Source organism: Halomonas sp. M20 (assembly GCF_020622265.1).
Lineage (GTDB): Bacteria > Pseudomonadota > Gammaproteobacteria > Pseudomonadales > Halomonadaceae > Modicisalibacter.
On record NZ_JACNMQ010000001.1, the window covers coordinates 975,383 to 995,861 of the forward strand.

The following is a 20,479-nucleotide window of genomic DNA, read 5'->3' on the forward strand; positions in this document are numbered from 1 at the left end:
CGCGCATGGCAACCATTGAACACAGTGCGGTGCTGCACGCGCCACCGGAGAACGTTTTTGTTTTACTCGAGCGAGTCGAAAACTTTGTCGACTACTCCGATCATATCAAGGCGGTGGAGCCGTTGGGCGAGCGCCGCTACCGTTGGCATATTCATGCCGTAGGCATGGATTGGAGTTTTGATGTCAAGGTGACGGAGGTCAGGCCACCGGAGGTGCTGGCCTGGGAGTCGATAAATGGCGTGCGCAATAGTGGGCGCTATGAGCTGTTCCCGGTGCCGGAAGGCACGCGCGTGCGCCTGACCGTCAACTATCACATAGGCAATCGTCTGCTGGAAAAAGCGGTCAATAAGGCAGCGCGTCCGCTGATAAATCAAGTCAGTGAACAGATCCTCGAGCGTGTGGAAGCACGGTTAAGAAGCGGAACGTCCTGAGGTTACCCTATCCCGGCCTCCCCGCTTGGAAAGGTACATACGCTGATCCGCGGTGCGCAGCATTTCGTCCGGTTTTGCGAAGTCGCCCCCATCCAGGCTGGCAACACCGATAGAGGCGGTCACGAACAGCACCGTCTCGTCATAGCGTACCAGGGGTTTGGCGCGTAGATTGGCGCAGAGCCGGTTGGCAAACCTCGTAGCGCTTTCCAGGTTGTGTCCGGGCAGAATGGCAATGAATTCCTCGCCGCCGAAACGCCCAGCGACCATGCCACTCTGACTCATCTGACTGAGTAGCGCGGCAAATGACTTGAGGGCCATGTCGCCATGATGGTGGCCATGCTCGTCGTTGATTCTCTTGAAATGATCAAGATCGATGAATACCAGTGCCAACGGCAATGCTTCGCGTTGGGCCTTGGCGAAGTGCGCCATGAACAATCGTGTCAGGGACTGACGATTGTACAGGCCGGTAAGCGTATCGAGGCGCACCGCACGATCCAGCCGAGCATTCAACTTGCGCTGACGCTTCAATTCGTTTTGTTGCTGGTCGACCTGCTGATGAAGGTGCAGGGTGCGTTTCAACAGCGCTTTTTTGCCTTCGAACAGCAGATGGTCGGCGTCGACTCGCTCTGGAGGCGTCACGTCGAACATATCGGCAATGGTGGGCAAACGTGCCTGGATGCTTTCAAGCAGCGCGGCTCTTTTATCCGCTTCACCCAGCCAAGGCTCGATCATCGAAAGCGTGCGTTCGCTATTCGGGGTTAATAGCAGGTCTGCCAGGCGGCCCGATAGCATGACGCACTCGCCGCCGCTCAGAATGTGCATCTGGGCAGGGTAGTCGTGACTGCGCCGAATCCAGTCGCGACAGCGACGAGACAATCCCCAGTTCGCCGCAAGCCAGGCACCGACTTCGCTGTGATCGGCGCCCACCCCCCCGCGTTCCCGTAGGCAGACATCGTCGTGGCAATGAAGATCTCCCACGATCTCCGCGTAAGCAGGGCCTTCGATGGCATCAAGAGCCAACATGCCAATATCCTGCAGCAGAGCAGCGGTAAAGATGCTGTCGGTGTCGAGTTTTCTGGGCAACGAGCGCGCGAGTTCCTGAGCCGCTATGGCGCTGGTCAACGAGCGTTGCCAGTAGTAGTGCAGATCCAGCCTTTCAGGCTTGGCCCGGTTGCCATAGCTGCGGGCCAGGCTGAATCCCAACGCCAGAGAGACGGTGAGTTCCATGCCCAGGCGTTCCACGGCTTCTCGCAGCGTTTCCACACTGCGCGACTGCGCGTAGTACACCGTATTGGCCAAGGAAATGAGTCGAGCAGTCAAGGCCGAGTCGTGCTGCAGGGCCTCGATGATCGATTGCAAGCGGGCGTCCGGGTTCTGGGCGAGCTCGATGACTTTGAGTACTGCCGAGGGCAGGGAGGGGAGTTCGTGACAGGCGGCCAGGGATTCACGCAGCGTATCGTTGATCAAAAAAACACTCCCGCAGCTTGAAAATCTAGGTATTGCCCGTCAGGTGCTGTAAACAAAAAAGAGCACTCATGCCCGAGAGGCAACGCTTCCCAGCCCGCCCATGCGCGATTGTCCGTCCGGCCCATAAAGTGCCTGCCCGGCCGCATTTCTGAGAAAGTCGAGAATACGCTGATTTTGATTCAGCCGTGCGCCTATCAACAATCCGTTGAACTGGTTGAGTTGCTTTGCCTGCAAGGCTCGCTGACGAAACTTCAGCCACGTATCCAGGCAGTTCGCATCCGTCGCAGCAGTTTCAGCCCCTTGACGGCCTTCGCCATAGCCCAGTTTGCGTTGGGCGACTAGGCGCTGGGCTTCAAGCCGCTCAAGTTGTTGAATCAGTGCCTGCTTGCGCCGGGCCTGTTCGGATAGCTGCTTGCCATCTACCTGTGCAAAGGAGAGGCTCTCTCGCTCTGCCTCCAGCAGCTCAATGAAATCGTCGAGATGCTTGTGCTGACGAGCGATGTGTTGCGCCAGACTCATGCGAAAGGCCCTCTGTGAAATACGTTATTCAGAACGTCCGAGTAGATCGCGAACGCTGTCGATCAAGCCATCGGCGATGCGCTCCGAGCGGATCTCCAGGCGTCCTTCGCTGATCGCCTGACGGATTTCCGCAACCCGGGCGGCATCGACATCATGGCTCGCGTCATTGACGCCGCTGTTCAAATGCGACACCGATGCCTTCGATGGGGCAGCTGCCTGACCGGCATCGTTCTTTTGCTGGGGAGCAGTCTTCTTGGCGCCATCTTGTTGTTGAATGGAGTGTAAAGGCTGATTGCTATCGATTTTCATGGAGTCATCCTTATGAGAGTGCGCTTTCCCAATCTATCGACCATCCTACGCACAACTTTAAGGCGCAGTAGCAAAGAGTGTGAATTTCTTTTCTAAGACCATAAGTTAATCGCTAAAACACGACTTCAAGACGCCCATGTCCCGTTACAATTGCCTTTAGTTGACCGCCATCCGCAATATTCAAACGCACCGCATCCCCCAGGCTGCCGTTGTCCAGTGCTTTCGCCTCTCGCCGCACGCTGAAGCCATTGCCTTTGGCAATCACCGTCACCCGACTGCCCCGGTTGACCAGCCTCTGCTTGCGCAGATGATGGGACTGTAAAAGCGCTCCCGTTCGTAACGGACGCGTTGCGCTCATCCCCAAGGCCTCACTGAGCTCAAGCAGTGCATGGCGTGGTAACTTTTCCAAGCGCCCCTCGACAAGCTCCACATCGCCTGCACCGATCGTTGCTCCCGCCTCGATATCCCGGGCCACTATCACATGGTCCACCAGCACCGAGACGTCCGCCTGCAAATAGCGGGTTTGACCGCTTTCACAGCGAATTCCTACCGAAACACGGCCATACAGGCGTTGTTCGGGGTTGGTCAGAAAGGGCTCCGGGTCGTGACAATTGGACAGCCGTGCGCTTCCGGAATGAGGAGTGACCTTTATATCCCGTCCAAGATCTTGAGCCTCCCATTCAAGAAAGTCCCTCACGCGCTGTTCGAGCACGGAGTTGCCGTCTTGCTCTTCAAACGAGATAGCCCCTGCCGCAGTGGCAAGCAGGATGGAACACCAGCACAGCAACGATCCTAGCGTCTTCAGAGTCGATTCGAACATCGTTCTCCTGGTGCGCGTTGGGTCCAAATTGGAATGTCGCAGGGGCTGCATGGTGGTCCTCCCATGATCGAATGCTGCCGATTCTAGGAGAGTGCGCAAAAACTCATGCGCGGAAATGATAGGCAAATCGTGGTTTGTTTTTTCCTTTGGGCGGACGGTCGGGCGTCTATTCTCCACCCTGAATCTTTCCCCATCGATTTCCTATTGAGCACCAAGGGGCCTTGACGATGTTGGATAAACTCGATGGCGCGTTACGCTTTCACCAGGAAGCCCTCAACCTGCGCGCCGAAAGACAGAAAGTGTTGGCCAGCAATATCGCCAATGCGGATACGCCCAATTATAAGGCGCGGGACATGGATTTCTCCGGCGAGCTCTCGCGGGTGATGAAGCAAGGCCGCGCCGACGGTAAAGGCCTGACGCTGGACACCACGTCAAGCCGCCATATTCCCGCACAAGGGCCGGCATCGGCAGGGCGCGATTTGCTCTATCGCGTGCCCGATCAGCCGAGCCTTGACGGCAATACCGTGGACATGGATCGGGAGCGTTCGCAGTTTGCCGACAATACGGTGCGCTATCAAGCGAGCCTGACCTTCATGAACCGTAAGATCCAGGGCCTGAAGTCGGCCATGCAACCGGAGTAACGCTCGATGTCAATGTTCAGTGTGTTCGATATTTCCGGCTCCGCCATGAGCGCCCAGGCCCAGCGTATGAACGTCACCGCCAGCAACATGGCGAACGCGGACAGCGTGGCCGGCCCGGATGGTCAAGCCTATCGCGCCAAGCAGGTCATGTTCGAAACCCAGTCCCAGGCGGGAAACGGCGTGGGCGGGGTACGCGTCACCAGTATCGTTGATGATCCATCGCCAATGCGCGTGGAGTATCGCCCCGAGCATCCCCTGGCCGATGAAGATGGCTATGTGACGATGCCCAACGTGGAGCCGGTCAACGAGATGGTCAACATGATCGCCGCCTCGCGTTCCTACCAGGCCAATGTCGAGGTCATGAACACCAGCAAGACGCTGATGCTCAAGACCTTGACGTTGGGTGAAAACTGATCAAACGCCTTCAAGAGATAACCCATGGCCAATACGATCGATAGCAATGTTCTGAATTCAATGAATCCTGCCGCGGCGGCCAAGCCGGCCCAGGGCAGTACTCAGGAGTTGAGCGACAGCTTCATGACGCTGCTAGTGACCCAGCTCAAGAATCAGGACCCCTTGAAGCCGATGGAAAACGCCGAGATGACCTCGCAGCTGGCGCAGATCAACACGGTAAACGGCATTCAGGATCTCAACAAGACGCTTGAAGGTATTACCGGCCAGATCGATGCGGGCCAGGCTCTGCAGGCAACTGCATTGATCGGTCAGGGCGTGCTGGTGCCAGGCAATCAGATACTCTCCGGCGGCGAGGGGGAGGGCGAGACGATTGCAACCACGCCTTTCGGTGTCGAGCTGGCGAGTTCTGCGGATAAGGTCACCATCAATGTCACCAACAGCAATGGTGAAGTCGTGCGGCAGTATTTGCCGGAGAAGGTCGGGGCACTGGATAAGGGCGTTCATTCGTTTTCCTGGGATGGCAAGCTGCCGGATGGGACTGTGGCGCCACCTGGAGCCTATCGCTTCACTATCGAGGCAACCCAAGGGGATGAGCCGGTCAATGTGACGTCCCTCAACTATGCCTTGGTAGGCGGTGTAATCAAGTCGGACGGTGGGGCGCGTCTGGATCTGGGCGCCAAGATGGACTCCGCAAGCCTCGATGACGTACGTCAAATTCTCTGAAGAACCGTTTTTCAGCACTTATTCGAAGGATTCGATTCGCCTTAAAGGCCTCATCATAAAAAAGAACGCATAACCAAATACGCGCAGGAGTATCACAATGGGTTTTTCACAAGCACTAAGCGGTCTAAGCGCCGCTTCGACCAATCTGGACGTGGTCGGTAACAACATTGCCAACTCGCAAACCGTGGGCTTCAAAAGCTCTGGCGTACAGTTTGCCGACGTCTATGCCGGTGCCAAGGTGGGTCTGGGTACGCGGGTTTCCGCGGTATTGCAGGACTTCAGCAACGGCACCCTGGAAAGCACCAACCGCAATCTGGATCTGGCGATCAGCGGCGGCGGCTTCTTCCGCATGTCCCAGAACGATCAGGTGGTCTACTCCCGCAACGGTCAGATGACCATGACCGCGGACGGCTATCTGCAGAATGCCCAGGGTGCACGACTGACGGGCTTCCCGGCAGGCGCGGGTGCCGGGGCGGAGCCTGTGGAGCTGCAGGTGCCTTCCGAAGCCCTGGCGGCCAATGCAACTACCGGTATCAAGGCCGAATTCAAACTCGACTCCAATGAGGCGAGCATCGATCGTGGTACTACCACCTTCGACCAGACCAACAGGGATACCTATTCCTACGCCAATAGTGCCACGGTCTACGACTCTCAGGGCAACAGTCACAATGTGACCATGTACTTTACCAAGACCGCTGACAATCAATGGGAAGTGCGCCAATCCATTGATGGCAAGATGGCTCCCGGTGATCCTGACGAAGATGGTACAGCTCAATTCACAGTAGGTCAGCCTAAGCCGCTAACGTTTGATACCAAGGGGCAGCTTACTTCTGGCATGCCGCTGAATTTCAATTTCGGTGACTTAGGTAACGGTACAGACCCGCTATCCGTGGATTTCAATCTGACTGGTACCACCCAGAATGGCGGCGAGTTCTCCCTGAGCTCCCTGACCCAGGATGGCTACGCTGCGGGTAACCTGGTGGGTATCGCCATTAACTCCGATGGCAGCATCATGGGCAACTACTCCAACGAGCAGTCCCAGAACCTGGGCACCATCAGCCTGGCCAATTTCCGCAACCCGGAAGGCTTGAAGCCGGTGGGTGACAACGCTTGGGCGGAAACCGGCGAATCGGGTCAGGCGCTCGTAGGCCAGGCCGGTGTCGGCATGCTGGGCAGCATCGAATCCGGCGTGGTGGAAACCTCCAACGTCGATCTGACCCGGGAGCTGGTGGATCTGATCGTCGCCCAGCGCACCTTCCAGGCCAACACCAACTCGGTTCGGACTCAGTCCGAGGTACTCGAAAGTGTCGTGAACCTGCGTTGATGACAGCACGTCTGCCGAGCGTTGAGTTCGGCAGACACTGACAGCCCCTAACGTGAGTCCACCGAGCCGAATCAGGAGAGCCTGACCCCATGGATCGTCTTCTTTATACCGCCATGAGCGGCGCCAAGCAGAGCATGGATCTGCAGGCAGTCATCAACAATAACCTGGCCAATGTCGCAACACCGGGCTTTCGTGCCGAGTTGCAGGCCCTGCGCTCCGTGCCTGTCCAGGGCGATGGCCTGGCGACCCGTACCGTGGTCGCAGCCACCACGCCGGGCAGCGATTTCAGCCATGGTGCGATCAACACCACCGGCCGGGAGCTAGACGTAGCCATCGACGGCGACGGCTGGCTGGCGGTACAGACCGACGATGGCGAAGCCTATACCCGCCGTGGCGATCTGCAGATCGATGCCAACGGCGTACTGACCAACATGGGTCGGCCGGTACAGGGCGACGGTGGGCCGATCATCGTGCCTCTGGGGTCCCAGGTCAGTATCGGCAGCGACGGCACCTTGAGTGCACTGGTTGCCGGCGGCGAGCCCAACACCATGGGCCCGGTTGGACGGATCAAGCTGGTCAACCCGGAGCGGGGCAGCCTGCTGCGCGGTGAAGATGGGCTCTTTCGTCCCAAGGCAGGTCCCGGCGTGCTGCAGGCGGACGAGAACGTACGGGTGGTCAGCGGTGCGCTTGAAGGCAGTAACGTCAGTGCCACGGAAACCATGGTGGCGATGATCGACAGCGCCCGACGCTACGACATGCAGATGAAGAACATCGAGAGTGTCGATGAGAACGCTCAGCGGGCCAATAGTCTGTTGTCAGCAAATTAACGCTTCGGCACTTTTTGTGAGGAATTGAAACATGATCAGATCTCTTTGGACGGCCAAGACCGGTCTCGAGTCCCAGCAGCTGCAGATGGACGTCATCGCTAACAACCTGGCCAACGTCAGCACCAACGGCTTCAAGCGCTCTCGGGCGGTCTTCGAAGATCTGCTGTATCAGAACATGCGCCAGCCTGGCGCCCAGGCTACGGTGCAGGACAATCTGCCCTCGGGCCTGCAGATCGGTAGCGGTGTGCGTCCGGTCGCCACGGAGCGACTGCATACTCAGGGTGGACTGGAAAACACCCAGAACTCCAAGGATCTGGCCATCAGCGGCAAGGGCTTCTTCCAGGTTCTGCGCCCGGATGGCACGACTGCCTATACCCGAGATGGCAGTTTTCAGGTCAACCAAAACGGTCAGATGGTCACCGCCGGCGGCTACCCCGTGGAACCCGCGGTATTCATTCCCGAAAACGCCTTGTCAGTGTCGATCAGTCAAGACGGTATCGTGTCCGTGACCCAGCCGGGCACTTCCGAGTCCAATCAGGTCGGTCAGCTATTGCTCTCCACCTTCACCAACCCGACCGGGCTCGATAGCATCGGCGAGAATCTCTATCTCGAAACCAACGCCTCCGGCCCGCGCAATGACAGCGTACCCGGGCTCAACGGTGCCGGCACGCTCTATCAAGGCTATGTCGAGACCTCCAACGTCAACGTGGTGGAAGAGATGGTCAGCATGATCCAGACCCAGCGCGCCTACGAGATCAACAGCAAGGCCGTGCAGACCTCCGACGAAATGCTGGCCCGCCTGAGCCAGATGTGAGACTAGAGCCCATGAGCACCAAGCACCCCATGAAAACGCGACCCTCTTCTTTCGTTGGCCAGGCGCTGCGCGTGTTGCTGGTGCTCGGGATTTTATTGGTCATGGCAGGCTGCGCCCAGGTTCCGCGGGCCTCCGTGGTGGGCGAACAGGAAAAGCTCGTCCTGGTCGAGCCGCCGCCGGTGGTGGCCAACGGTTCCATCTTTCAGCCGGATCTGGGTTATCAGCCGCTGTTCGAGGATCGTCGTCCGCGCATGATCGGCGACATCCTGACCATCGTGCTGGACGAAGAGGTCAGCGCCAGCAAGAACTCATCCGCCAATGCCGGCCGGGACGGTTCCGCAAGTCTTGAACTGACGCAGCTACCCGAGAAGCTGGACAAACTCCTCGAATATGGCTTCGACGTTTCCGGGAGCAATGATTTCTCCGGTAGCGGGGGCGCCAGAGCCACCAATTCCTTTACCGGCACCATTACCGTGACGGTGCTGGATGTTCTTTATAACGGCAACCTGCGGGTGCGCGGTGAAAAGCAGATCGCCATCAATCAGGGCACTGAATTCATTCGCTTCTCCGGGGTGGTCAACCCGCGCACCATCAGCGGCCAGAACACGGTGCCATCGACCCAGGTGGCGGATGCACGCATCGAGTATGTCGGCGATGGTTATATCAACGAGGCGCAGACCATGGGTTGGCTGCAGCGCTTCTTCCTCAACGTATCGCCTTTCTGATCGGCGACACCTGAAATACAGGTCGATGAACATGATTCAACGCCACGGTTACCGCGCTTTCATCCTGCATTCGCTGCTCGCATTGCTGTTGGCGTTGTTCGTTGCTCAAACGGCTCAGGCCGAGCGCCTGCGGGACCTGGCCTCTTTTGTCGGTGTGCGAGACAACGCCCTGGTAGGCTACGGCCTCGTGGTGGGGCTCGACGGTAGCGGCGACCAGACCACCCAGGCACCGTTCACCACCCAAAGTCTGACCAACCTGCTTTCCCAGCTCGGTATCACCGTGCCGCCGGGCACCAACATGCAGCTCAAGAACATTGCGGCGGTGATGGTCACCGCCGAACTGCCGCCATTCTCGCGTCAGGGACAGAAAATCGATGTGGTGGTCTCTTCCGTCGCCAACTCGCGCAGCCTGCGCGGCGGCACCTTGTTGCTATCTCCTCTCAAGGGCGCGGATGGACGTATCTATGCCATGGCCCAGGGCAATGTGCTGGTGGGCGGTGTCGGTGCCGAGGCCGGCGGCAGTAGCGTACAGATCAATCATCAGGCCGCAGGACGTATCACCAACGGGGCCACGGTAGAGATGGAAGTGCCTCTGGTACTTGGCGCGGATGGCATTCTCGATCTACAGCTCGACACCTTCGATTTCGATACCGCCCAGCGGGCCGTTACCGCGATCAATAGTGAATTTGGCGCTCCGGTGGCTGCCGCTCTGGATGGCCGGGTCATTCGCCTGAATGCGCCCATCAACAGCAACGATCAGGTGCGTTTCATGGCCCGGGTGCAGAACGTGGATCTGGCCTTGGGTGAAGGACCGGCGAAAGTCATCATCAATTCCCGTACCGGTTCAGTGGTGCTGACAAGTGCGGTGACTCTGAACCGGGCTGCAGTGGCCCATGGCAATCTGTCGATTACCATCGACTCCAACCCTCAGGTCAGCCAGCCCAATCCCTTTGGCGGTGGCAACACCGTGGTGGTGCCCAATGCGGATATCAGCGTCGCTCAGGAAGGGGGCGCCCTGCAGATGTTGGAGACCAGCGCCGATCTGGCGGAAGTGGTCCGTGCCCTCAACGCCCTGGGTGCCACGCCCCAGGATCTGATGTCGATCCTGCAGGCGCTGCAGGCGGCGGGCTCGCTTCGCGCTGAATTGGAGATCATCTGATGAGTGCCGGCGATATCAGTAGTCAATTCGCGCTTGACCTACAGGGGCTGCAGCGGCTCAAGCATACCGCCAGCCGCGCACCCGGCGAGGGCCTCAAGGCCGCGGCGGAGCAGTTCGAGTCGGTCTTCCTGCAGATGATGATCAAGAGCATGCGAGAAGCGATTCCTGAGTCCGGTCTCATGGACAGTCAGCAGTCGCGCTTTTATACCGAAATGCTCGATAAGCAGTGGGCTCAGCATCTGTCCGGGCAGGGCGTCGGCCTTGCAGAGCAGTTGATCGACCAGCTCGAAGGGCGCGGGTTGGTGCCGAAGGCCGCCAGTGCCAGCGAAAACCTGATCGCCGGTATCCCTCGGGGTACGCCGCGATTGCTGCATGATGGTTTGAATAGCGGGCTGAATAGCGGATCGACGGGCGCGCCTGGTAGCGATCCCGTGGGTGCAACGGATAAAACGACCAGTGCGGCCTCCGCCAATGGGCCGGTGAAGCTGGCGGATGAGCTGGATCTCAGGCTCCGGAATCCAGCGCTTACGCCACCCGCCGGGCCTGATGCCGAGCCAGTGCGTGAGCGCCCGGATCATGTGGCCCAGTTCCTGAATAAACTCGAAGGCCCAGCGGAGCGGGCCAGTCGCACTACCGGCGTGCCCGCCAAGCTCATTCTGGCTCAGGCGGCGCTGGAGACTGGCTGGGGTCGACATGAGATTCCAACCGCCAGTGGCGGTAATAGCCACAACCTGTTCGGCATCAAGGCCGGCAGCCGCTGGCAGGGTGAAACCACCAATATCACCACAACGGAATACAGAAACAATCGTCCGGTACAGCAGGTCGATCGTTTCCGCGTCTATGACTCTTTCGAAGATGCCTTCACCGATTACGCTCGGCTGATAGGCGACAACCCGCGCTACAGCGCGGTAGTCACCGCACCGGACGCGTCGTCAGCGGCCAAGGCGCTTCAGAACGGCGGGTACGCGACCGATCCGGCCTACGCCGACAAGCTGATCGCAGTGATGGACAGCTTTGGAACATCGGGTCCGATCGCCACGGCGAAGGCCGATGCTCAGTCGGTGAGTGGATTCTGAGAAAAAACAAGAAGGGAAGCTGCATCCGAGGCTCAAGTTGAGACGACTCCGGCCGATAACCTTGATAATCGCTAACTCGGAACGGACCAATGAGCCTCTTTTCCATCGGCCTTAGTGGCCTGAACACTGCCCAGGCTGCTCTGCAAACCGCCAGCAGCAACGTCAGCAACGTCTTTACGCCGGGCTATAACCGCCAGTTGACCCTGGTCGGGGAAAACACTGTGGGCGGCGGCGTACAAGTCAACGACGTACAGCGTCAGTTCAACAAGTACGTCGCCACCCAGCTCAATACCGCCAGCGGCAACAGCGCGGCCTTGAATGCCTACTCGAATCAGGTCAGCCAGATCGACAATCTGCTGGCGGACCGAGATGCTGGCCTGGCACCCTTGATGCAAAACTTCTTCTCCTCGCTGGAAGACTTGGCCGGTGCGCCCTCGGACCCGGCGGCACGCCAGGGCGTAATCGGCACCGCCGATACCCTGACGGCTCAATTTCGTTCCTTCGATAGCTATCTTGATGATATGCAGTCCGGCATCAACGGCAACATCCGCGACGAAGTCACCCAGATCAATAACACCGCCAAGCAAGTGGCCTCGCTCAACCGCGAGATCGCCCTGGCCAAGGCCAAGACCGGCGAAGCCCCTAACAGCCTGCTCAATCAGCGTGACAATATGGTCGCCGAGCTCAGCAAGCGTATTGGCGTCGATCTGGTCAATCAGGATGGCGACAGCTACAACCTGACCATCGGCAACGGCCAACCCCTGGTAGCCGGTAGGCAGAGTTTCAGCCTGGAAGCCGTCAGCTCGCCCTTGGATCCGTCGCGTACCGTGGTGGCTTATCGCGATGCCGGCGGCAACCTGATGTCTCTCGACGAATCGACCTTCGAGAAGGGCACCCTTGGCGGCCTCATGACCTTCCGCCGAGAAACCCTGGACAAGACCCAGAACCAGATCGGGCAGATGGCTCTGACACTGGCCAGTGAGTTCAATGCTCAGCATAAGGAAGGGCTTGATCTCAATGGTGATCCGGGTGAGGACTTCTTTGATATCGGCTCGCCCAAGGTGCTCTTCCACGACAAGAATACCGGTGGTGCGACGCTTACGGCTGCCTATGTCGATAGCCAAAAGGTCAGTGCCAGCGACTACGATGTGCGCTTCGAAGGGCCAGGCACCACCGACTTCGTGGTCACCCGGCGTGCTACCGGTGAAGAGATCCCCGCTGCCGACATCACAACCACCGCCACCACGTTGACCTTCGATGGTCTGGAGTTGACGGTCGCCGGTACTCCCGCAACAGGAGATCGTTTTCAGGTGCAGCCAACCCGGGATCTCGCGGGTGAGTTCAAAAATCTGATTCACGATACCGCTCGGATCGCTGCAGCGTTGCCCGACCCGGACGATGGCAGTTTCTCCAGTGGCGATAACAGCAATGCTCTGCTGCTGCAGAACTTGCAACACAAGAATATCGTCGGTGGCAAGGCCAGTATCAACGAGGCCTACGCCTCCATCGTCAGTGACGTGGGCAATCGTACCAACGTGGTCAAGGCCAATCTCTCGGCTCAGCAGGGGCTTACTGAACAGCTTACCGCCGTGCAGCAGTCCGAGTCCGGGGTGAATCTGGACGAGGAAGCCGCCAACCTGATTCGTTATCAGCAGTATTACCAAGCCAACGCCAAGGTCATCGAGACCGGCGGCAATCTGCTCGATACCATTCTCAACCTGCGCTGAGCATCACTGATCTAGAGGCACCACCATGCGTATCAGTACCGTCACCATGTTCGATTCCGGCTTGAGCTCCATGAATAGCCAACAAGCCAAGTTGATGCATGTCGATCAGCAACTTGCCAGCGGGCGCCGAGTGGTCAATCCTTCGGACGATCCGCAGGCCGCCTCCCGTGCCGTCAATGTGTCCCAGTCCATGGCAGTCAGCCAGCAGTATGCGGATGCGCGCATCAGCGCGGGCAATGCCCTGGCCCAGGAAGAGAGCGTGCTCAACAGTGTCAGCGACGGTATCGCCAGCGCCAAGACACTGATTATCCAAGCCAGCAACGACACCCTGAGCGATGCGGACCGCGCGTCTGTGGCGACGGAACTCAAGGGCATCTACGAGAACATGCTGGGTCTGGCCAATTCCTCCAACGGTAACGGGACCTATCTGTTCGGCGGCTACAAGGACGATGCGCCTCCCTTTATCAAGGATGCCAACGGCAACGTCGATTACCAAGGCCATGACAAGGTCAGAAAACAACAGGTCGATGCTTCACGGCAGATGCCGGTGGGGGATAGCGGCTCGACGATCTTCGAAAGCGTGCATAGTGGGGCGAGCTATGTGTCGACTGCTGGTGCCAACAACGGGAACGTGACCTTTACCGGTCCGACGCGAGTGGATGCGGCAGCAGCGGGATATGGCGATGAGTATACCATCAGCTTTGCGGACAATGGCGGCACTCTAGAATATACCGTGACCAACACCACTACCGGCAACACCGTGCCGGGGCATACGGGAGAAGCATACACGTCAGGCGCCAGTCTCGAGTTTGCTGGCTTGTCGATCACTCTCGAAGGCACGCCTGCAGCAGGCGATGAAATCTCCATGGCCAAGGCGAAGGATCAAAGCATCTTCTCCACCCTGGAAAGCGCCATTGCCGCTCTCGACGCCCCGGCTGAAACCCCGGCTGACAAGGCGGCGCGACGCAATACTCTTTCCACGGTCAGTCGCGAACTCGACAATAGCCTCGACAATGTCCTGACCGTACGCGCTTCGGTGGGCGCACGGCTTAACGAACTGGATGTGCTCGATTCCGTGGGTAGCAATCGCTCCGTGAATTACGAATCGACCCTGTCGGATCTGGTCGACCTCGATTACGGCCGCGCGATCACCGATTACAAGATTCGTCAGGTCGGCTTGCAGGCCGCCCAGAAGGTCTTTACCGAAATCCAGGGAATGTCGTTGTTCGACCGCCTATAAAAAACGTTTCATAGTTTGATGCCAGTCGGTTAAGCAGTCCGACTGGCTTTTTTTGTTTAAATGTAGCCAAATCCGGAGACAGTCAGCGATAACAACATTCTTCGGAGTCACGATGAAACCTGAAACCATTGCCTTGCACCACGGCTATACCGCCGATGATCAACATGCGGTGGCGGTGCCCATCCATCAGACCACCTCGTTCTCCTTCGATAACGCCCAGCATGCGGCGGATCTTTTCGATCTCAAGGTCGAGGGCAATATCTATTCCCGTATCATGAACCCTACCTGCGCGGTGCTGGAGCAGCGCATCGCCGCGTTGGAAGGTGGTATCGCTGGGCTGGCGATGGCTTCGGGCATGGCGGCAATTACCGCCGCCATTCAGACCGTTGCGGAGACCGGTGACAACATCGTCTCTATCAGCGAGCTTTACGGCGGCACCTACAATCTGTTCGCCCATACCTTGCCACGCCAGGGCATTCAGGTGCGTTTCGCCGACAAGAACGACATCGCCGGTATCGAGGCGCTAATCGATGAACGCACCAAGGCGGTGTTCTGCGAAAGTATCGGTAATCCCTCCGGGGGCGTGGTAGATATGGCGGCGCTGGCCGAGGTGGCGCATCGCCATGGGGTGCCGTTGATGGTGGACAATACCGTCGCCACGCCGTTTCTATGGCGACCCATCGAGCACGGTGCGGATATCGTCATCCACTCGGCGACCAAGTATATTGGCGGCCATGGCACTACCGTGGGTGGGGTGATCGTGGATTCCGGCAAATTCCCCTGGGCCGATCACGCTAAGCGTTTTGCCCTGCTCAACGAGCCGGATATCTCCTATCACGGCATCAGCTATACGAAAGACGTGGGAGATGCGGCGTTTATCGCCCGAGCGCGGGTGGTGCCGCTGCGTAACATGGGGGCGGCGCTTTCCGCCCAAGCCGCCTGGCAGCTATTGCAAGGTCTCGAGACCCTGGCGCTGCGTATCGAGCGCATCTGCGACAATACCCTCAAGGTGGCCCGCTATCTGGAGGAGCATTCTCAGGTCAACTGGGTGAACTACGCGGGGCTTGAAAGCCACAAGGATCACGCCCTGGCCAAGCGCTACATGAACGGTCATGCCTCGGGCATCCTGAGTTTCGGTATTCAAGGCGGCTTGGAGGCGGGAGCGAAATTCTACGACGCACTTCAACTGATCCTGCGGCTGGTCAACATCGGTGACGCCAAGACCTGCTCATCGATTCCCGCGGCTACCACGCATCGCCAGCTCAACGAGGAAGAGCTCAAGTCCGCAGGGGTCAGCCCGGACATGGTGCGGCTGTCGATCGGCATCGAGCATGTCGATGATATCATCGCCGATCTTGATCAGGCCTTGGGCTCTGCCTGAAAAGTGTCTGCGCTCGCTCATACTGTGTTGAAAATCGGCTTAAGGTACTCATTTACAAAACGTAAACTCCGTTCTTGCGCCGATTTTCGCTTTGTGACCCACATGGATGTGGGGAATGCTATAGCCCGCAGGAGCGGGCTTAGCGCTGAGCTTCGCTCGCCTACTTTTCAAACAGGCCCATATCGTATTTTGGCGTTGGGAAGCTGGACGTCGCTCACCCAAGCGGTGCCATCATTGCGATCAACTCCTGCATAAACACGAAGCCACGGGAAAACAGGCCTTCCAGGTAGCGGCCCAGGTCCAGCATTAGCACCATCAGTAGAATCAGCCCCACGGTGAGGGTCATCGGGAAGCCGATCGAGAAGATGGTCAGTTGAGGCGCGGCACGGTTGAGGATGCCCAGGGACAGGTTGATGATCAAGAGCGAGGCCACTACTGGCAGGGCGAGTAGCAGGCCGGCGGAGAATATCGTGCCGCCATAGCGGGCCAGAATCACAAAGGCGTCGGGGTTGAAGCCGCCCATGCCGATGGGCAGGGTGATAAAGGAGTTGGCGAGAATCTCGATTACGATCAAATGGCCGTTGAAGGCCAGCAGCAGCAGCAGGGTGATCATATAGAGAAAGCGCGACAGTACCATGGAACTGGCACCAAGATCCGGCGCGAAGAAAGTGGCGAAGCCCAGACCCATCTGCAAGCTGATGTACTCTCCCGCTGCCATCACTACTGCCAGTACGACCCGCATGACCAGCCCAATCGCGATGCCGATCAGCATCTGCTCTAGCATTATGCCAAGGCTTTCCCAGGAGACGATGGGCACCGCGGGTAATGGTGGTAAGGTCGGGGAGATCACGATGGCAAGCAACATGGCCAGGCTTATCTTGACCTGTCTGGGTACGCTGGAATGGCCCCAGAGAGGGGCAGCCATGAGAAAAGCCGTCAGGCGGACGAAGGGCCAAAAGAAGGTGATGAGCCAGCCCTGTAGCTGGTCGAAGGTGACCTCGACCATGTCAGCCCAGCATCAAAGGAATGTTGCGAAACAGATCGATGGTGAAGTGGGTGATCAATTGGATCAGCCAGGGGCCGGCCAGTACCAGCGCGCCGAATACGCCAAGTATCTTGGGTATGAAGGACAGGGTCATTTCGTTGATCTGGGTGGCGGCCTGAAAAAGGCTCACCAGTAGACCGATGAACAGCGCTGTGAGCAGCAGCGGGGCGGCCAGGAACAATGTGACCTTCATGCCCTGGTAGGCCGTACTCATTACCATTTCCGGTGTCATGCCGTGCCTCGCAAGCGGTGAATATCGAATAGAAACATTAAATGTAGAAACTCTCGGCCAGGGAGCCGATCAGCAGCTGCCAGCCATCCACCAGCACGAACAGCATCAGCTTGAAAGGCAGCGAGATGGTCGCCGGGGGCACCATCATCATCCCCAAGGCCATCAATACGCTCGCCACCACCAGATCGATGATCAAAAACGGTATGAAGATGGTGAAGCCGATCTGAAACGCGGTCTTGAGCTCGCTGGTGACGAAGGCGGGCAATAGCACCCGCATGGGGACGTCCTCAGGGCCCTGAAAGGTGCCAGCATCTGCCAAGCGTGCAAACAGGGCGATATCCGGCTCCCGGGTCTGACCCATCATGAATTCCCGAAACGGCTCGCTACCCAGGCGCAGAAACTCATCGAAGTTGATCTGATCGGCGGAGAAGGGCAGCCAGGCAATTTCGTACACCTGATTGATGACCGGCGACATGACGAAGAAGGTCAGAAATAGCGCCAGCCCGAGCAACACTTGATTGGGGGGCGCGGATTGGGTGCCCATGGCGGTGCGAAGCAGGCCCAGCACGATGATGATGCGGGTGAAACCGGTCATCATCAGCAGAAGTGCCGGCAGAAAAGCCATGGAACTGAGCAGCAACAGCGTCTGCAGACTCAGTGACCATTGTTGACCGCCATCCGCCAGGGGCTGGCTGATCATGCCGGGAATGGAAGCCTGGGCCCAGCTTTGCTCGGGCCAGACAAGGGCCAGGGCGATGAACATCGGTAGCGCGAGCAGGCGTGGAAGTAGCAGCACTGGAGTGAACTTCATGCATCACCCCCGGGCTTGCGATCTTGGCTGCTGAAACGCTCCTTGGTGTTATGACGCAGCGCAGATGCAAAACGGGTGGCGAAGCCGTCGCTGCCTTGTGCAGCGGTCGATGGCGCTGACGCGTTTGCGATCTCTTCCTCCGGTGCGGGCATTTCATGTAGATGCGTGATCTGGCCGCCCCCGACGCCAAGCACCAGCCAGGTACCTTTTACATCGACGATGACCACTCGCTCACGCTGACCCACGGCGGTACTGGCGACCATTTTCAGATGCTGGCCGCTGCCTTTGCGCCCGGGCCCCACACGCTTGAGAAATGCGCTGCAGAGCAGGATGATGCCGATGACCACTGCCAGCGCCAAGGCCGTTTTGCCCAGGGTCGCCAGGCCGATCAACGCATCGCTCTGGGCGCCGCTGACCGACTCCGCGACGCCCTGGGTCGCACTAGAGAAGCTCGCGCTGGAAGAAGAGGAAGTCTGACTCATCGATTGAGCTTCTGTACTCGTTCTGAAGGGGTGACGATCTCGGTGATCCGAATGCCGTACTTGTCATCCACCACCACGACTTCGCCCTGGGCGATCAGATAGCCGTTGATCAGGATATCCATGGGCTCTCCCGCTAGGCCGTCGAGTTCGATTACCGAACCTTGGGCCAGTTCAAGCAGCTGCTTGATGGTGATGCGAGTGCGGCCCAGCTCTACGGTCATCTTGACCGGGATGTCCATGATCATTTCCAGATCCCGTGCGGCACCGCTTTCAAACCCACTATTCAGTGGCTTGAACACCTGGTCGCCGGCGGCGGTGGCCGGTGCGGTAGCGTTGCCGCTCGCAGGCGTATCGAACTCGTCCTCCGGCTCGGCTTCCGCCTGTTCGGCGAAGGCTGCCGCCCAGGGATCATCTTCGTCCGCGGCGGCGTCGCTGCCGGACTCTTCATCGGCACTGGCATTTTCCTGCTCTGCCATGGCATCGGCCCAAGGATCGTCAGCGCCCCCTTGTTCGAGGTCGTTCTGGTCGGAGCTTTCTGAACCGGGGCTCTCTAAATTGGAGCTGTCTAAATCAGAGCTGTTCTGGTCGGGGTTTTTGGGGTCAGTCATTGTCGGTTTCCTTGGTGCCTGGCGTCAGACCGAGGGCGAACTTGTTGGTTTGGGCGACATGGTCGATCAGCTGGCGTACGCGTAGCGCGCGCTGGCCACTCTGACTACCGAATTCACAGTTCATGACCGGTACGCCATCGACGCGGGCCGGCACGATATCGGGAAGCTCGATAGGCAGGACATCGCCCATCTTCAGCGACATGACCTGGCTGATGCTGGCGTCGACCTCCACGAAATCCGCGATCAGCTCGACCTGGGAGTGCTTGATTTCACCGGCCATACGCTGGCCCCACTGGCGATCTTCATCTGCGTTGTTGTCGGTGAGCGGGCCGGAAAGGCGCTCGCGCATCGGTTCGATCATCGAGTAGGGCATACAGATCTGGAATTCGCTGGCAAGGCTGCCAACTTCCAGATGGAAGGTGCTGGTCACCACGACTTCGTTGGGTGAGCTTGTGATATTGGCAAAGCGTACCTGCATCTCCGAGCGCACGTAGTCGATTTCCAGCGGGAACACCGATTTCCAGGCGTCCTGATAGGAGTCGATGGCCAGATGCAGCAAGCGCTGAATGATGCGCTGCTCGGTATGGGTGAATTCCCGACCTTCGGATTTGGTCAGAAAACGCCCGTCGCCACCGAACAGATTGTCCACCACCATGAACACCAGGTTAGGGGGAAATACCACCAACGCGGTGCCCCTGAGCGGTTTCATGGTGATCAGGTTGACGTTGGTAGGCACCGGCAAATGCCGCGAAAAATCGCTGTAGCTCTGATAGCGAACACTTTCCACGGTGATATCGGCGCTGCGTCGCAGGAGGTTGAAAAGACTCATGCGGAACTGACGAGCAAAACGCTCGTTAATGATATCCAGCGCATGCAGGCGCTCGCGGATGATGCGGTGTTGAGTCGCGGGATTGTAGGGGCGAATACGCGGTGCCGTCGATGAATCGCCACCATCGCCGGCTTCTTCTTCGCCGCTGACGCCCTTGAGAAGGGCGTCTATCTCATCCTGCGAAAGCAGATCGTCTTGAGACATGGTGTCCCTATTGCACGATGAAGTCGGTGTAGAGCACGTCGGCGATCGCAAGATCCGGCTGGGGATCGCTGAACGGCTCATCGAATAGTGTCAAGATCTTGTCGGCCAGCGCTTCCTTGCCTTCAGGGCGAGTCAGCTCTTCTGCATACTGGTCGGAAAGCAGCAGCAGAAGCCGGCTGCGAAGCTGGGGCATGTTCTGTGCGATCAGAGAAGCGGTCTCTTCGTTATTCACCTTGAAAGACAGGCCGATGTAGAGAAGACGCTGCTCGTAGTTTTCGCTTTGTACATTGACCGTGAACGGCGGGACGGTCGCGAAGATCGGAGCCGCTGCAACGATTGCTTTCGCTTCTGGCACGCTATCATCTGCGTTTACCGGTTTGTTCAAATCCAGCAGGTAATACACGCCGGCAGAGCTTGCCATCGAGATCGCTATGATCACGATACCGAGGAGCCACCAGGGCTTCCCGCCTTTTTTCTCAGACTGATTCTTGGCCATTGTGTGTGTTCGCCGTCGTTGATCGATGATTGCAAGAGGATTATGGCGGCAGCGGATCGTTTGATATGGATGGAAAAGGCCGCCGATAGGTACTCAACTCAAGGTTTTGAGCTGACGCTCCACTCGTGTATCGGCAAAACGCCCGGATCGTTGAGCACGAACCGGGCGTAGAGTG

24 protein-coding genes are annotated in these 20,479 nt (G+C 58.4%); 13 read left to right on the forward strand and 11 right to left on the reverse strand.

Features of this window, described 5'->3' with window-relative positions; all coding sequences use genetic code 11:
• Positions 1–5: 5 nt before the first annotated feature.
• Positions 6–431, forward strand: coding sequence for an SRPBCC family protein (locus H7850_RS04565; RefSeq protein WP_227368201.1), 426 nt, complete (start codon positions 6–8; stop codon positions 429–431).
• On the opposite strand, the gene H7850_RS04570 is transcribed toward H7850_RS04565, so the two are convergent.
• From H7850_RS04570 to flgA, 4 genes are all read right to left on the reverse strand, one after another.
• Positions 411–1,898, reverse strand: coding sequence for a GGDEF domain-containing protein (locus H7850_RS04570; RefSeq protein WP_227368202.1), 1,488 nt, complete (start codon positions 1,896–1,898; stop codon positions 411–413). The two genes, H7850_RS04565 and H7850_RS04570, sit on opposite strands and share 21 nt — an antisense overlap.
• Before the next feature lie 66 nt (positions 1,899–1,964).
• Complete coding sequence (locus tag H7850_RS04575; protein ID WP_227368203.1) at positions 1,965–2,417, reverse strand: flagella synthesis protein FlgN; 453 nt, start codon at positions 2,415–2,417, stop codon at positions 1,965–1,967.
• Positions 2,418–2,441: 24 nt separating this feature from the next.
• A complete protein-coding gene (flgM, locus tag H7850_RS04580) occupies positions 2,442–2,726 on the reverse strand; it encodes a flagellar biosynthesis anti-sigma factor FlgM (RefSeq protein WP_227368204.1) in 285 nt (94 codons plus the stop codon).
• Between the two features lie 112 nt (positions 2,727–2,838).
• A complete protein-coding gene (gene flgA, locus H7850_RS04585; protein WP_227368205.1) occupies positions 2,839–3,546 on the reverse strand; it encodes a flagellar basal body P-ring formation chaperone FlgA in 708 nt (235 codons plus the stop codon).
• Between the two features lie 227 nt (positions 3,547–3,773).
• On the opposite strand from flgA, the gene flgB reads away from it, so the two are divergent.
• The 12 genes from flgB to H7850_RS04645 all read left to right on the forward strand — a co-directional run bounded on the left by flgB (position 3,774) and on the right by H7850_RS04645 (position 15,597).
• Positions 3,774–4,187: a flagellar basal body rod protein FlgB gene (gene flgB, locus H7850_RS04590; RefSeq protein ID WP_227368206.1), complete on the forward strand. Its 414-nt coding sequence runs from the start codon at positions 3,774–3,776 to the stop codon at positions 4,185–4,187.
• A 6-nt stretch (positions 4,188–4,193) separates the two neighbouring features.
• Positions 4,194–4,601 (forward strand): flagellar basal body rod protein FlgC, encoded by a 408-nt coding sequence (gene flgC / locus H7850_RS04595; protein ID WP_227368207.1) that lies wholly within the window; start codon positions 4,194–4,196, stop codon positions 4,599–4,601.
• Between the two features lie 24 nt (positions 4,602–4,625).
• Positions 4,626–5,324, forward strand: a complete 699-nt coding sequence (locus tag H7850_RS04600) for a flagellar hook assembly protein FlgD (RefSeq protein WP_227368209.1) — start codon at positions 4,626–4,628, stop codon at positions 5,322–5,324.
• 97 nt (positions 5,325–5,421) lie between these two features.
• Entirely contained in the window at positions 5,422–6,648 is a 1,227-nt protein-coding gene (flgE, locus tag H7850_RS04605; protein WP_227368211.1) for a flagellar hook protein FlgE, read from the forward strand.
• 89 nt (positions 6,649–6,737) lie between these two features.
• Complete coding sequence (gene flgF / locus H7850_RS04610; RefSeq protein ID WP_227368213.1) at positions 6,738–7,475, forward strand: flagellar basal-body rod protein FlgF; 738 nt, start codon at positions 6,738–6,740, stop codon at positions 7,473–7,475.
• A 31-nt stretch (positions 7,476–7,506) separates the two neighbouring features.
• A complete protein-coding gene (gene flgG, locus H7850_RS04615; protein ID WP_227368214.1) occupies positions 7,507–8,289 on the forward strand; it encodes a flagellar basal-body rod protein FlgG in 783 nt (260 codons plus the stop codon).
• A 101-nt stretch (positions 8,290–8,390) separates the two neighbouring features.
• Positions 8,391–9,014: a flagellar basal body L-ring protein FlgH gene (locus H7850_RS04620; RefSeq protein WP_413614140.1), complete on the forward strand. Its 624-nt coding sequence runs from the start codon at positions 8,391–8,393 to the stop codon at positions 9,012–9,014.
• A gap of 31 nt (positions 9,015–9,045) precedes the next feature.
• Positions 9,046–10,173: a flagellar basal body P-ring protein FlgI gene (locus H7850_RS04625; RefSeq protein ID WP_319799262.1), complete on the forward strand. Its 1,128-nt coding sequence runs from the start codon at positions 9,046–9,048 to the stop codon at positions 10,171–10,173.
• Positions 10,173–11,249 (forward strand): flagellar assembly peptidoglycan hydrolase FlgJ, encoded by a 1,077-nt coding sequence (gene flgJ, locus H7850_RS04630; protein ID WP_227368218.1) that lies wholly within the window; start codon positions 10,173–10,175, stop codon positions 11,247–11,249. The genes H7850_RS04625 and flgJ overlap by 1 nt, the downstream gene beginning before the upstream one ends.
• Positions 11,250–11,338: 89 nt before the next feature.
• Entirely contained in the window at positions 11,339–12,976 is a 1,638-nt protein-coding gene (gene flgK, locus H7850_RS04635; protein ID WP_227368220.1) for a flagellar hook-associated protein FlgK, read from the forward strand.
• A gap of 25 nt (positions 12,977–13,001) precedes the next feature.
• Complete coding sequence (flgL, locus tag H7850_RS04640; protein ID WP_227368221.1) at positions 13,002–14,216, forward strand: flagellar hook-associated protein FlgL; 1,215 nt, start codon at positions 13,002–13,004, stop codon at positions 14,214–14,216.
• Positions 14,217–14,328: 112 nt separating this feature from the next.
• The gene (locus tag H7850_RS04645) at positions 14,329–15,597 is read left to right on the forward strand and encodes an O-acetylhomoserine aminocarboxypropyltransferase/cysteine synthase family protein (protein WP_227368222.1); all 1,269 of its coding nucleotides are present in this window, start codon (positions 14,329–14,331) and stop codon (positions 15,595–15,597) included.
• A 214-nt stretch (positions 15,598–15,811) separates the two neighbouring features.
• Here the strand turns inward: H7850_RS04645 and fliR are convergent, their stop codons facing one another.
• Genes fliR through fliL form a run of 7 tightly spaced genes read right to left on the reverse strand, consistent with a single transcriptional unit; the run spans position 15,812 to position 20,304 of the window.
• Complete coding sequence (fliR, locus tag H7850_RS04650; RefSeq protein ID WP_227368223.1) at positions 15,812–16,603, reverse strand: flagellar biosynthetic protein FliR; 792 nt, start codon at positions 16,601–16,603, stop codon at positions 15,812–15,814.
• 1 nt (position 16,604) lies between these two features.
• Entirely contained in the window at positions 16,605–16,874 is a 270-nt protein-coding gene (gene fliQ, locus H7850_RS04655; protein ID WP_227368225.1) for a flagellar biosynthesis protein FliQ, read from the reverse strand.
• 37 nt (positions 16,875–16,911) lie between these two features.
• Positions 16,912–17,637, reverse strand: a complete 726-nt coding sequence (fliP, locus tag H7850_RS04660) for a flagellar type III secretion system pore protein FliP (protein WP_227368541.1) — start codon at positions 17,635–17,637, stop codon at positions 16,912–16,914.
• 44 nt (positions 17,638–17,681) lie between these two features.
• A complete protein-coding gene (gene fliO, locus H7850_RS04665) occupies positions 17,682–18,167 on the reverse strand; it encodes a flagellar biosynthetic protein FliO (RefSeq protein ID WP_227368226.1) in 486 nt (161 codons plus the stop codon).
• Positions 18,164–18,775: a flagellar motor switch protein FliN gene (fliN, locus tag H7850_RS04670; RefSeq protein WP_227368228.1), complete on the reverse strand. Its 612-nt coding sequence runs from the start codon at positions 18,773–18,775 to the stop codon at positions 18,164–18,166. The genes fliO and fliN overlap by 4 nt, the downstream gene beginning before the upstream one ends.
• Positions 18,768–19,808, reverse strand: coding sequence for a flagellar motor switch protein FliM (gene fliM, locus H7850_RS04675; protein ID WP_227368229.1), 1,041 nt, complete (start codon positions 19,806–19,808; stop codon positions 18,768–18,770). The genes fliN and fliM overlap by 8 nt, the downstream gene beginning before the upstream one ends.
• Before the next feature lie 7 nt (positions 19,809–19,815).
• The gene (fliL, locus tag H7850_RS04680; protein WP_227368230.1) at positions 19,816–20,304 is read right to left on the reverse strand and encodes a flagellar basal body-associated protein FliL; all 489 of its coding nucleotides are present in this window, start codon (positions 20,302–20,304) and stop codon (positions 19,816–19,818) included.
• Positions 20,305–20,479 lie beyond the last annotated feature (175 nt).

Excerpts from the sequence above, each read along its gene's own strand:
- H7850_RS04600 (WP_227368209.1), top strand. The coding sequence starts at position 4,626 with ATGGCCAATACGATCGATAGCAATGTTCTGAATTCAATGAATCCTGCC.
- fliN (WP_227368228.1), bottom strand. The coding sequence starts at position 18,775 with ATGACTGACCCCAAAAACCCCGACCAGAACAGCTCTGATTTAGACAGC.
- flgA (WP_227368205.1), bottom strand. The coding sequence starts at position 3,546 with ATGTTCGAATCGACTCTGAAGACGCTAGGATCGTTGCTGTGCTGGTGT.
- H7850_RS04625 (WP_319799262.1), top strand. The coding sequence starts at position 9,046 with ATGATTCAACGCCACGGTTACCGCGCTTTCATCCTGCATTCGCTGCTC.
- H7850_RS04645 (WP_227368222.1), top strand. The coding sequence starts at position 14,329 with ATGAAACCTGAAACCATTGCCTTGCACCACGGCTATACCGCCGATGAT.
- fliM (WP_227368229.1), bottom strand. The coding sequence starts at position 19,808 with ATGTCTCAAGACGATCTGCTTTCGCAGGATGAGATAGACGCCCTTCTC.
- fliP (WP_227368541.1), bottom strand. The coding sequence starts at position 17,637 with ATGTTCATCGCCCTGGCCCTTGTCTGGCCCGAGCAAAGCTGGGCCCAG.
- H7850_RS04565 (WP_227368201.1), top strand. The coding sequence starts at position 6 with ATGGCAACCATTGAACACAGTGCGGTGCTGCACGCGCCACCGGAGAAC.
- fliL (WP_227368230.1), bottom strand. The coding sequence starts at position 20,304 with ATGGCCAAGAATCAGTCTGAGAAAAAAGGCGGGAAGCCCTGGTGGCTC.
- fliR (WP_227368223.1), bottom strand. The coding sequence starts at position 16,603 with ATGGTCGAGGTCACCTTCGACCAGCTACAGGGCTGGCTCATCACCTTC.
- flgL (WP_227368221.1), top strand. The coding sequence starts at position 13,002 with ATGCGTATCAGTACCGTCACCATGTTCGATTCCGGCTTGAGCTCCATG.
- flgB (WP_227368206.1), top strand. The coding sequence starts at position 3,774 with ATGTTGGATAAACTCGATGGCGCGTTACGCTTTCACCAGGAAGCCCTC.
- flgM (WP_227368204.1), bottom strand. The coding sequence starts at position 2,726 with ATGAAAATCGATAGCAATCAGCCTTTACACTCCATTCAACAACAAGAT.
- flgK (WP_227368220.1), top strand. The coding sequence starts at position 11,339 with ATGAGCCTCTTTTCCATCGGCCTTAGTGGCCTGAACACTGCCCAGGCT.
- flgC (WP_227368207.1), top strand. The coding sequence starts at position 4,194 with ATGTCAATGTTCAGTGTGTTCGATATTTCCGGCTCCGCCATGAGCGCC.
- flgF (WP_227368213.1), top strand. The coding sequence starts at position 6,738 with ATGGATCGTCTTCTTTATACCGCCATGAGCGGCGCCAAGCAGAGCATG.
- flgE (WP_227368211.1), top strand. The coding sequence starts at position 5,422 with ATGGGTTTTTCACAAGCACTAAGCGGTCTAAGCGCCGCTTCGACCAAT.
- H7850_RS04620 (WP_413614140.1), top strand. The coding sequence starts at position 8,391 with ATGGCAGGCTGCGCCCAGGTTCCGCGGGCCTCCGTGGTGGGCGAACAG.
- fliO (WP_227368226.1), bottom strand. The coding sequence starts at position 18,167 with ATGAGTCAGACTTCCTCTTCTTCCAGCGCGAGCTTCTCTAGTGCGACC.
- flgJ (WP_227368218.1), top strand. The coding sequence starts at position 10,173 with ATGAGTGCCGGCGATATCAGTAGTCAATTCGCGCTTGACCTACAGGGG.
- fliQ (WP_227368225.1), bottom strand. The coding sequence starts at position 16,874 with ATGACACCGGAAATGGTAATGAGTACGGCCTACCAGGGCATGAAGGTC.
- H7850_RS04575 (WP_227368203.1), bottom strand. The coding sequence starts at position 2,417 with ATGAGTCTGGCGCAACACATCGCTCGTCAGCACAAGCATCTCGACGAT.
- flgG (WP_227368214.1), top strand. The coding sequence starts at position 7,507 with ATGATCAGATCTCTTTGGACGGCCAAGACCGGTCTCGAGTCCCAGCAG.